Origin of the sequence: Nostoc sp., assembly GCF_036917135.1 — a bacterium.
In the GTDB taxonomy this organism is placed as follows: Bacteria; Cyanobacteriota; Cyanobacteriia; order Cyanobacteriales; family Nostocaceae; genus Nostoc.
Genome location: NZ_JBALEA010000049.1, coordinates 67,289 through 76,357, shown reverse-complemented (window position 1 = coordinate 76,357; position 9,069 = coordinate 67,289). Strand labels below are relative to the sequence as shown.

Sequence of the window (9,069 nt, the reverse complement as noted above, 5' to 3'; positions counted from 1 at the left end):
TTAAAGAAGAAACTCGAGTGACTTAAGTCACTCGAGTCGCTTATATCTCAGTCCTAAAGGGACTGAGTTTTACGCTTACCGAGTGTTTCTATAAGTTTAGAATAACGTAGACGCGTAGCGGCTTGCAGCAGGCTACCGCAAAGGACGCAAAGGAGGAGAGATGAGAAGAGAAGGGTTTAATGTGGGTGAGTATGTTGATCAAATGGCGTTTTTGTTGGATTTGGAGTTAAGAGATGAGTATCGTGATGGTGTGGTGGCAAATTTTGAGAGAATTATGGCGATCGCTAATCTGGTAAATTCTTTTCCCCTACCAGAGGATATTGAAGTTGCACCAGTTTTTGAACCATGAATGATGCTGTATCAATCGCTGCGGCTGTACGTGAAGGTAAAGTTAGCGCGGTGGAAGTTACTCAGGCGGCGTTAGCACGAATCGCAGCACGGGATAATCAACTCAACTGTTTTACGGCTGTGACGGCTGAAACAGCTTTAACAGATGCAGCCCGCATTGACAGGGAAATTGCCCAAGGTAATCATCCAGGAATCCTTGCTGGTGTGCCTTTTGCGGTGAAAAATCTCTTCGATATCGCTGGTTTAACGACTCTGGCGGGATCGAAAATCAATGCAGAAAAGCCAGCAGCAAGCCAAGATGCAACAGCAGTAGCAAAGCTGAAACAAGCGGGTGCGGTGCTAGTTGGCGCTTTGAATATGGATGAGTACGCTTATGGATTTGTGACGGAAAATTCCCATTACGGTGCTACTCATAACCCCCATGATTTACAACGAGTTGCTGGTGGTTCATCGGGTGGTTCGGCGGCGGCGGTTGCTGCTGGGTTAGTTCCGTTGACATTGGGTTCTGATACTAATGGTTCGATTCGTGTTCCGGCGGCGTTGTGTGGGGTTTTTGGTTTCAAGCCGACTTATGGAAGGTTGTCTCGTGCTGGGGTAGCTTTATTTTCTAGCAGTTTAGACCACATTGGATCTTTTGCGCGTTCGGTGCAGGATATTGCTACGGTGTTTGATGTGCTTCAAGGAGAAGACGATGGCGATCCAATTTGTACAAAGCGTCCGCCTGTAGAGACGTTACATGTAACATCTCTACATCAAGATATTTCTGATATCAGAATTGCGTTGACGAAGTCCGCCGAAGGCATCGCTGCTGATTATTTTACCAAAGGCGCACAACCGGAAGCTTTAGCAGCAGTGCAAAAGGTAGCTGATGCTTTAAATGTCACTGAATACGTAATAATACCAGAAGCACACCGCGCCCGTGCTGCGGCGTTTGTGATTACAGCTAGCGAGGGTGCAAATCTGCATTTGGATAAGTTGCGATGTCGTCCTGAAGATTTTGATCCAGCAACACGCGATCGCTTTTTGGCTGGGGCGTTAATTCCAAGTAGCTGGTATCTGCAAGCACAACGGTTTAGAAGATGGTATTGCGATCGCGTCCGGGAAATCTTTCAAAATGTCGATGTAATTCTTGCCCCAACTACACCAATTTCTGCACCACTAATTGGTCAAGAAACTATGATTTTGGATGGCGAAGAAATTCTTGTCCGCCCTCATTTGGGGCTATTTACTCAACCATTATCTTTCATTGGTTTACCAGTTTTATCAGTGCCAATTCAGTGTCAAAATGCCTTACCTTTGGGTGTACAATTGATAGCAGCACCATATAATGAAGCGTTAATTTTACGGGTTGCGGCTGCGTTAGAGGCAAAGGGAGTAGTTTCAGCACCCATAGTGGATTTAATCAGTAGGGTACATTAGCCAGAAGCATAATCCACTGTGATATCTATTCAACTTAAGCGCTGTTTAAGTTCACGAATTGCGGCACTCGTATTCCGCTCATAAGCAACTTCAAAACATCTGAAAATTATATCTTGGAGGTTAATGTTTGGAAAATATTTACTGTGATTCTGTATTAGATATGATTGTCCTTGCAACTGATAAATATACAGTTGTTTATTGCGGTATAGCCAAACTTCTGGCACTTGATAAGGAAGAAAATCATTCACATCCGTATAGCTAGTGACATCAATTTCCAGTACTAGATCGGGAGGAGGATCGTTACTCCAGTCAATTCGCTCTTTACCAGAGACAGCTTGCCAATTGTCAATGTAAAAACAATAATCTGGTTCGATGCCACTTTCTTGTGGTAATTCCATAGTGACAGGAGTAAAAGCATCGTATTCACATCCAAAATAATCTAGCAAGGTTGTGATGATATTGGCAATTAAATGGGCATCACGTCCATGTTTGGGAAGCGGGGACATGAGCAAGACTTCTCCATATTGGTATTTTATTCTAGGAATTGAATTGTCGCCTCGCTGCTGACACAAACCCTGATAATCTTGCCAGGTTGCAAGCAACCGTACAACGGCTCCGGCTGGTAGCTGAATTTTATCAGTTGAGACTAGTGCAAACATGGCTTGAAAGAAAGTTGAAAGCTTAAGGTTATTGTAGTCTGATTTTTGATTGTCAATGATTGGCTACGAGTTATACTCCATCAAAAGTAGATGGATAAACAACTTTTCCCTTGTACCTTTGGTGATAACTTTGCAGTAGTTTAACCATGAAGAATTCCTCTGGTACTGGAAAAGGAGACTCGATTCCATAAACAATAGAAGGCTGAAAGCCAAAGCGAGTATAAAATTCGGGATGACCTAGTACAATTACTATGGCTTCTTTCTTAGCCTCTGCTATTTCTAACCCTGCTTTTATTAATGCACTACCAATTCCTTGTCTTTGAAACTGTGGATGAACTGCTAAAGGTGCTAAACCGAGTACCTGTAATGTTTCTTCACCCACTATGTCAATGTAGCTGAATAAAATCTGACCTACTACAACATTTTCAAACTCTGCAACGAGAGAAAGTTCTGAAATATAACGCTCAGAACGGCGAATTTCTTCCACAAGTTTAGCTTCGTTTTCCTGCCCAAAGGCTAATGTATTCACCTCAGCTATTACCGTGTAGTCTGCCAGGGTTTCACAACGAATATTGATCATTTTAAAACTAATTCCATAAAAATCCAGCTTGCTCGATATTCTAGAGGAATCTCTATTTTTTCCAAATACGGCTCGATATCTTGAAAGCCAAACGCACGATAAAGTGTCTGTGCTTCTTTGGCAAAAGGGGCGCTGTCTAAACGTATCTTTGAGTAACCAATGTAGGCAGCTTCATTGATGATAGCTTCTAATAAAGAGCGACCGATTCCTTTCCTGCGAAATTCTGGTTTTACATACATCCTTTTAATTTCGCCCACATCTTCACCAATCTTTCGCAAGCAAGCACAGCCAGCTACTTTTGCCTCGTATTGTCCCAAAAGCAACCGTCCTGAAGGGGGTAAAAATTCGTTAATTTGAATCATATATTGCTCAAAGAATGTATTAACATCTAAATCGATGCCAAATTCATGGTTGAATATCAACTTAGTCTCGTTAAAATATTCCCAAAACACATCCTGTATATGAGATTTATGTTTGTCAGTTTCTATCTGAATGATTTTAAGCAAAGCTTATGCCTCCGCTAAATAATTAAACAAAATCCCACATTTACAAATATAAATGGTCATCATTCCAGTAATTGATTTAACTGTTTTCACCAATGGCAACACCGCAACTCGGCAAGTTGTTATCAAACAAATTTACCAAGCTTGTCATGAAATTGGTTTCTTCTACTTGCAGAATTCGGGAATATCAAAAAACCTAATTAAAGAAATATTCTCTTACAGCAAATCTTTCTTTAATTTAGCTTTAGAAGTTAAGCAAAAGCGAGCTTGGAGTGATGAATTTAGTAACACGGGTTACGTTGGAATTGAGAGAGAACGTCTTGATGCTAATAAACTAGGCGACTTGAAAGAGGCGTTTAATGTAAACAAACAAGTGGCTGTAGGGATAGATGTTTCTATTGTCGCCTTTTATGATAGTTGCACAGAACTTGCCAACACGATATTACAAGCTTATACATTGGCGTTGGAATTGCCAGAAGATTTTTTTAGTATAAGACATAATCAACAAAATCATACGTTGCGACTATTACACTATCCCCCATTACAAACACCACCGAAACCCGGACAAGTCCGTGCTGGGGAGCATTCTGATTATGGCAGTATTACCTTACTTTTTCAAGATGACGTTGGGGGGTTGGAAGTACAAACAGCATCTGGAGAGTGGATTGCCGCACCTGCAATTCCTGATACTGTAATAGTCAATACTGGCGATTTAATGCAACGGTGGACAAATCATGTATTTTGCTCAACCAAGCATCGAGTGATGATTCCCAGTGATAATCGGTTAAACCAGTCCCGGTATTCTATCGCTTTTTTCTGTCATCCTAATGATCATACAGAAATTGCTTGTCTAGAAAGTTGCCAGAAAGAACAATCGCCTATTTATCCCCCTATCCTTGCGGGAGAATACCTTTTAAGTCGTTTACAAGCAACTTATGGTAATTCGTAATACCTCGGCTACGCCCTTCGACTACGCTCAGGACAAGCTCAGTACAAGTTCGTAATTAAGAAAGATAAATATGAAAACCTACGACTGGATTGTGGTTGGTGGCGGAATTACGGGTGCTGCACTCGCTTATGAATTAGTAAAAACTGGCTTTTGTGTACTTTTGTTGGAGCAATATAGCACACCACAGAATGCAACTCGCTATAGTTATGGTGGGCTTTCTTATTGGTCGGGTAGTACGCCAGTAACTCGTCTATTGTGCGAAGAAGCGATCGCACGTTACCATATTTTATCTCAAGAGTTAGACGCTGATATCCAATTTCGGGAATTAGATTTATTACTGACTATTTCTGCCCATAGCGACCCAGAAGCAACTGCTGCATCATATAATCATTTTGCCATTCCACCCCGTTTACTCAGTGTCCAAGAAGCTTGTGAGTTAGAACCGCAGCTAAATCGAGAGGGGATATCTGGTGCTTTAACTGCTAAACATGGTCATATTCACCCAGAAAAAACATCACTTGCTTACATCCAAGCCTTTCTGCGGGCTGGTGGTGAAATCCAGATTACCCAAGTATTGCAAGTACTGCAAGATGGTGTAAAAACTACAACTGCAACTTTCCATAGCGCTAACGTTGTCATCTGTGCAGGTGGACTCAGCCGCCAGCTTCTAAAATCTGCTGGTATTACCATCAAGTTGTATTTTACCCACGCAGAAATCATTGAAACCCCACCTGTAGATGTGCAGTTACGCACCTTAGTTATGCCGGCTAATGTGCAACGGCTTCAACTAGAAGCTGAATCTACTCAAGTTGATGAATTGTGGGATGAAGCGGGTAACGAGTTAGTACCACCGATTTTAGATGCGGGTGCAATTCAGTTTCCAGATGGTAGTATCCGTATCGGTCAAATTAGCCGTGCGATCGCAGATCCTCATGCCAAGGTAAACTCAGGCGTAAGTGAAAAATGGTTGCGAAGAAGTGTTGGTCAAATTTTACCAGCTTTGGAGAATTTACCAGGGACTTGGTATCATTGTTTGGTGGCATTTAGTAGCAACGGACTCACTTTAATTGGTGCTATCCCAGGATTCGATGGCGTTCATATTTTTGCTGGGTTTAGCAATCCCTTAGTACTTGTACCACCTTTGGCAAAGCGCTTTGCTAATTTTGCAACTGGGAAGGAAGATGAAATTATTACCCAGCTATCTCGTAACCGATCCACTCAATGCCGAAAAGCCTCAAGAAAAGAAGAAGAGTGGTAATGTTTTGGTAAAACAGCATTAGTTTTAAATAAATACTTTTTGATAGGAGAAAACAATGATTACTACTGACTTATCTAAGGTTGGCGATATTATCCAGACTCAGCGAGAGTTTTTTAAGACTGGTAAAACTAAAGATATTACTTTTCGCATTGAACAACTTAAAAATCTCAAGCAAGTAATTATTGAGCATGAACAGTCAATAGTCGAGGCATTACAAGGGGATTTACATAAACCAGAATTGGAGACTTACCTTACAGAAATCGGCGTAATTAAGGAAATTGATTACGCCATAAAAAATCTTCAAAACTGGACTAAGCCGAAAAAAGCAGCCGTTTCCTTTGATTTTTTTTCCTACTCAGCGAGAATTTATCCAGAACCATTAGGTGTTGTCTTAATTATTGGCCCTTGGAACTATCCATTTCAGTTAATTATCTCACCTTTAGTAGGTGCGATCGCAGCTGGTAATTGTACAATTATCAAACCTTCAGAAATTGCTTCTCATACCTCCCGCATCATCGCTGAAATTATCGCCAAACATTTTGACCCCGCCTATATTGCAGTGGTTGAAGGAGGCGTGGAAGCAAGTGAAAAACTACTTGCAGAAAAGTTTGACCATATCTTTTTTACCGGTGGTACAGCCGTCGGCAAAATAATTATGGCAGCCGCCGCAAAACACCTCACCCCAGTTACTTTAGAATTAGGTGGCAAAAGTCCTTGTATCGTAGATACTGACATTAATCTTGAGCATACTGTCAGACGAGTTACTTGGGGTAAATTTATTAATGCCGGACAAACTTGTATCGCCCCTGACTATCTTTTAGTTAATAAAAAAATCAAAAAAGATTTAATAGATAGGCTGGAAAAATGCCTAAAAGAATTTTATGGCGATAATCCTGTAAACAGTCCTGATTATGCCAGGATTATTAGTGAAAAACACTTTGATCGATTGGTTAACTTTCTCAAAGATGGGAAAGTTATCATTGGTGGAAAAACTCAAGTTTCAGAGCGTTATATCGCCCCCACGGTGATTGATCATGTCTCTTTAGAAGATTCGGTGATGCAGGAAGAAATTTTTGGGCCAATTTTACCCATCATTGAATATACTGACATTGCCGAAGCGATCGCCTTGATTAACTCTAGACCCAAACCCTTGGCGTTATATTTATTTTCTCAAAACAAAAACCTGCAAAAGCGAGTTTTGCAGGAAACTTCCTCTGGTGGAGTTTGTATTAACGACACAGTGATGCAGGTTGGTGTCTCGTCTTTACCATTTGGTGGAGTGGGAGATAGCGGTATTGGCAACTATCACGGCAAAGCTAGTTTTGACACCTTTTCCCATAACAAAAGTGTATTGCAAAACTCCTTCTGGCTGGATTTAAAATGGCGATACGCTCCATATCAGGGAAAATTGCCGCTAATCAAAAAGCTCCTGGGTTAAAAGTTATGAGTTATGAATTTTTAACTCTCAACTCCTAACTCCTAACTTTTAATTATTAAAACCCAAAAGCATTGCTGTAACGCTCTTCAGCCCAAGGTTCACCACGGCGATGGTAGCCATTACGCTCCCAAAAACCAAGTTCTTCGGCAGCTAAAAATTCCAACCCATTAATCCACTTAGCACTTTTCCAAGCGTAGAGATGGGGAACAACTAGCCGCATCGGACCACCGTGTTCAGCTGGAAGGTCTTCACCAAAGACTTTAAAGGCAAAGAAGTTTTCTTCGCGCAGAAAATCTTCTAGAGAAATATTGGTGGTGTAGCCGCCATAGCAGTGTTCCATAATCTGGGCTACTTTGGGGTCTAGTTCAATCAGACCCATAAAATCTGTCACTTTAATGCCAGTCCATTTGACATCGAGTTTAGACCAGCGCGTTACACAGTGAAAGTCTGCCGTGAATTCGTGTTGAGGTAGCGCCATAAAGTCTGACCAACTAAAGGTAGCAGATTTTGCTAAACCCCAAACTCGAAATTCCCATTCTTCAGCGCTGACTTGGGGAGTTTCACCGTAAGTTAATACGGGAAAACCTTTAGCTAAGTGTTGACCAGGAGGGACGCGTTCGCTCTCTTCCTTGCCTGGTTTTTGAAAAAATTTTCCTAGCATAGTTAGAGAAAAATAAGTTTTCTCAAGATATTTACAAGCTTTTTTGCTGAGTTGTCAGCAGCACCAAATGTTTGACTCTTATATGATTATTTGATCATTACTCATGAATGATAGGTAATGGGTAATGGATATTCCCAATTACTCACTACCAATTTTTTTCGATCTAATGAGCTGGTGTAGAGTATTTATGATTCATAATGCAATCAGGAAAGCGAAGAAAAAGCGTTTATTCAGTGGTAAGAAGTTTGATTGATGACTTTAGCAATCAAGTCTATCGGTGCTGTTCATGCTTTTCCTGACTGGGAAATTATGATTCTTCTTCTTCTTCTTCAGCAGTTGGATAAACAAATGTAGAACGTCCAGTCAAAATTGATTTCCCCAGAGACAGGGCTTTTTGAGCTTCGACGACGGCTTTATGCCTCCAAGTAGCTCGACGCTTATCTCGTTTTGATTTTGAAGTTTTCTTCTTAGGAACAGCCATGTCAGCAGATATCGCGATTCTTGACAACCTTCTTATTCTAGGCCATCCAATGACGCGAAGGACAACAGTTGAGTCAGGAATTAAGTAAGTTTGGTTAAGACTGACCTATGGACACGGGGACTTTGTATCTCTTTTAGAAAAAGTTTGAGCCAAGGCTTTCTTCGCTCAAACTTCTCTCTGTGTCTGGCTAAACCCGTCATTTTTTGGTTGACACACCGCTAGCTGCTGGAACTGTATTAGAGTTATTTTCAAAGAAAAGTAGCGATCGCGCTGTTTTGAAGTAAGTAGCCCAATTTTGAGCATCCGGGCGCGATCGCCATTGGGGACGACTCACATCTAATGCCAGAACTGGTGCGATCGCTCCATCCTTTTGTACGGACACAATGATTGAAACATCTGTCACCAAGATATCTTGGTCGAAACTCCTTTGAGCAGCTGCTCTAGCGGCTGCTTCCGCTCTTCGGAGAACCGTTTCATAGTTTTCTTCCGGCAGGCGGTCAATAGCTAGATCAACTCTAGCGGTGTAAGCTCGCACAACCTCAGGTGTGATCGCTTCCATCAAAAACCACGCAGGAACAGTAGATATAAGCAAAACTACTAAAGGAATTATCCGGATTCTTCTGGCAATTTGGCTAATAACTGAAAAGGGAGTGATCGATGATGGTAGGTGAGCAGAAATCTTGCTCATGACCTTCTATCTCCTTAATGATGATCTGTTATTGAAATTAGGTAAAAGGTATTTTCCGGTAAAATAACGTAATAAAAAGTACATT

The 9,069-nt window shown here is 41.3% G+C and carries 11 protein-coding genes; 5 read left to right on the top strand and 6 right to left on the bottom strand.

Translation table 11 applies throughout. The features are described 5' to 3' along the window. Positions 1–160 precede the first annotated feature (160 nt). Together V7K50_RS14875 and V7K50_RS14870 are read left to right on the top strand one after the other, a co-directional pair. A complete protein-coding gene (locus V7K50_RS14875) occupies positions 161–349 on the top strand; it encodes a DUF4089 domain-containing protein (RefSeq protein WP_334961205.1) in 189 nt (62 codons plus the stop codon). Next, entirely contained in the window at positions 346–1,767 is a 1,422-nt protein-coding gene (locus V7K50_RS14870) for an AtzE family amidohydrolase (RefSeq protein WP_334961204.1), read from the top strand. The genes V7K50_RS14875 and V7K50_RS14870 overlap by 4 nt, the downstream gene beginning before the upstream one ends. 29 nt (positions 1,768–1,796) lie before the next feature. Here V7K50_RS14870 and V7K50_RS14865 read toward each other — a convergent pair whose 3' ends face one another. The 3 genes from V7K50_RS14865 to V7K50_RS14855 all read right to left on the bottom strand — a co-directional run bounded on the left by V7K50_RS14865 (position 1,797) and on the right by V7K50_RS14855 (position 3,512). After that, positions 1,797–2,426 carry a Uma2 family endonuclease gene (locus tag V7K50_RS14865; protein WP_334961202.1) on the bottom strand — a complete coding sequence of 210 codons (630 nt, stop codon included), beginning with the start codon at positions 2,424–2,426 and terminating at the stop codon, positions 1,797–1,799. Positions 2,427–2,496: 70 nt separating this feature from the next. Further along, the gene (locus V7K50_RS14860) at positions 2,497–3,006 is read right to left on the bottom strand and encodes a GNAT family N-acetyltransferase (protein ID WP_334961200.1); all 510 of its coding nucleotides are present in this window, start codon (positions 3,004–3,006) and stop codon (positions 2,497–2,499) included. Next, positions 3,003–3,512: a GNAT family N-acetyltransferase gene (locus V7K50_RS14855; RefSeq protein ID WP_334961198.1), complete on the bottom strand. Its 510-nt coding sequence runs from the start codon at positions 3,510–3,512 to the stop codon at positions 3,003–3,005. The genes V7K50_RS14860 and V7K50_RS14855 overlap by 4 nt, the downstream gene beginning before the upstream one ends. Before the next feature lie 52 nt (positions 3,513–3,564). Between V7K50_RS14855 and V7K50_RS14850 the strand changes: the two genes are divergently transcribed. From V7K50_RS14850 to V7K50_RS14840, 3 genes are all read left to right on the top strand, one after another. Next, positions 3,565–4,458: an isopenicillin N synthase family dioxygenase gene (locus tag V7K50_RS14850; protein WP_334961196.1), complete on the top strand. Its 894-nt coding sequence runs from the start codon at positions 3,565–3,567 to the stop codon at positions 4,456–4,458. 70 nt (positions 4,459–4,528) lie between these two features. After that, positions 4,529–5,716, top strand: coding sequence for an NAD(P)/FAD-dependent oxidoreductase (locus tag V7K50_RS14845; RefSeq protein ID WP_334961194.1), 1,188 nt, complete (start codon positions 4,529–4,531; stop codon positions 5,714–5,716). Between the two features lie 55 nt (positions 5,717–5,771). Continuing rightward, positions 5,772–7,154 (top strand): aldehyde dehydrogenase, encoded by a 1,383-nt coding sequence (locus V7K50_RS14840; RefSeq protein WP_334961192.1) that lies wholly within the window; start codon positions 5,772–5,774, stop codon positions 7,152–7,154. A 55-nt stretch (positions 7,155–7,209) separates the two neighbouring features. Here the strand turns inward: V7K50_RS14840 and V7K50_RS14835 are convergent, their stop codons facing one another. The 3 genes from V7K50_RS14835 to V7K50_RS14825 form a co-directional block, all read right to left on the bottom strand. Then, a complete protein-coding gene (locus V7K50_RS14835; RefSeq protein ID WP_334961190.1) occupies positions 7,210–7,815 on the bottom strand; it encodes a sulfite oxidase-like oxidoreductase in 606 nt (201 codons plus the stop codon). A 307-nt stretch (positions 7,816–8,122) separates the two neighbouring features. Next, positions 8,123–8,296, bottom strand: coding sequence for a 50S ribosomal protein L32 (gene rpmF, locus V7K50_RS14830; protein WP_012407602.1), 174 nt, complete (start codon positions 8,294–8,296; stop codon positions 8,123–8,125). A 196-nt stretch (positions 8,297–8,492) separates the two neighbouring features. Then, the gene (locus tag V7K50_RS14825; protein WP_334961189.1) at positions 8,493–8,984 is read right to left on the bottom strand and encodes a hypothetical protein; all 492 of its coding nucleotides are present in this window, start codon (positions 8,982–8,984) and stop codon (positions 8,493–8,495) included. Between the last annotated feature and the right edge of the window lie 85 nt (positions 8,985–9,069).